The organism is Amedibacillus dolichus DSM 3991, assembly GCF_000154285.1.
GTDB lineage: Bacteria > Bacillota_I > Bacilli_A > Erysipelotrichales > Erysipelotrichaceae > Amedibacillus > Amedibacillus dolichus.
The window spans coordinates 106,555-107,844 of record NZ_DS483460.1 but is presented as its reverse complement, the minus strand read 5'-3'; the positions used below and the strand labels follow the sequence as shown (position 1 = coordinate 107,844).

The window sequence follows — 1,290 nt, the reverse complement described above, 5'->3', positions numbered from 1 at the left end:
TACCGGAGATAACAGCGGACCTCCGAAAGCATAAAATACTCCTGCTGCCAACGGAATTCCTAGACTATTATAAAAGAATGCCCAAAATAAATTCTGATGAATATTGCGAATTACCGCTGCCGATAAGCGAATAGCTGTTTCAACATCTTCTATATTATCTTTCATCAATACAATGTCTGCACTTTCCAATGCTACATCACTACCGCTTCCGATAGCAATACCAACTCGGGAGTTTAACAGCATATAATTAACACAAAGTATAGAAAAGCCTTTTATATAATGTTTTTTTTGTGCTTTTTTTGTCAATTTTCCCGTTTATAACTATCGTAATATATCGTAATATGTGATATAATATATACAGGTGATGATATATGCGTGTTACAACTAGCAAATCAAAAAATTCTGAATCTTTTTACATCAATTATGCATACATAGGAAAAAATGGAAAAAATACCTCAAAAGTTTTTAAAAAACTTGGTACACTCAAGGAACTTTCTGAAAAATTAAACACAGATCGAGATGGTGTTATGGCTTGGGCAAAAGAACAAGCTAGGATTGAAACTGAAAAGCACAAATTAGAAAGTGAGAATGTATCCGTTGATTTTCATCCGAATCGTTTAATCAATTCTAATGAGCAAAGATCATTTAATTGCGGATATTTATTTCTACAATCTATTTGTAAGAGTCTTCGTTTCGATAATATTTGTCGAAATATAAAAACAAGACATAATTATGAATATAATCTTCAATCCATTCTTCAAGATTTAATTTACGCTCGAATTTTGTCCCCTTCTAGTAAGAAATCCTCTTTTGAATTTGCGGAAAATTTATTAGAACAACCAAAATATGAGCTTCACGATGTTTATAGAGCGTTAAGCACATTATCTGTTGAATCTGACTTTATCCAAGCTGAACTATATAAAAATAGTCACTTTATTCATAATCGTAATACTAAAATACTTTACTATGACTGTACAAATTATTTTTTTGAAATTGAAGAAGCAGATGAACTAAGAAAATACGGAAAAAGTAAAGAACATAGACCAAATCCTATTATTGGCATGGGGTTATTCATGGATGCGGATGGTATCCCTTTATCTTTTGATATATATCCGGGAAATCAAAACGAACAACTCTCTTTAAAACCATTAGAAAGAAAAATTATATCCGACTTCGAATGTTCGGATTTATTTACTGTTCGGATTCTGGATTAGCATCAAAAAGTATAAAAATCATATACAAACGTCGTCATTATGTAATTACTCCATCCTTAAAAAATTAACAAGAGGA

Annotated in this window: 2 pseudogenes; one reads left to right on the top strand and one right to left on the bottom strand. The window is 31.1% G+C overall.

Annotation, left to right across the window (positions count from 1 at the left end):
- A pseudogene (locus EUBDOL_RS00415) lies at positions 1-240 on the bottom strand (hypothetical protein); the annotation flags it as partial.
- A 131-nt stretch (positions 241-371) separates the two neighbouring features.
- Between EUBDOL_RS00415 and EUBDOL_RS00410 the strand changes: the two are divergent.
- A pseudogene (locus EUBDOL_RS00410) lies at positions 372-1,258 on the top strand (IS1634 family transposase); the annotation flags it as partial.
- Between the last annotated feature and the right edge of the window lie 32 nt (positions 1,259-1,290).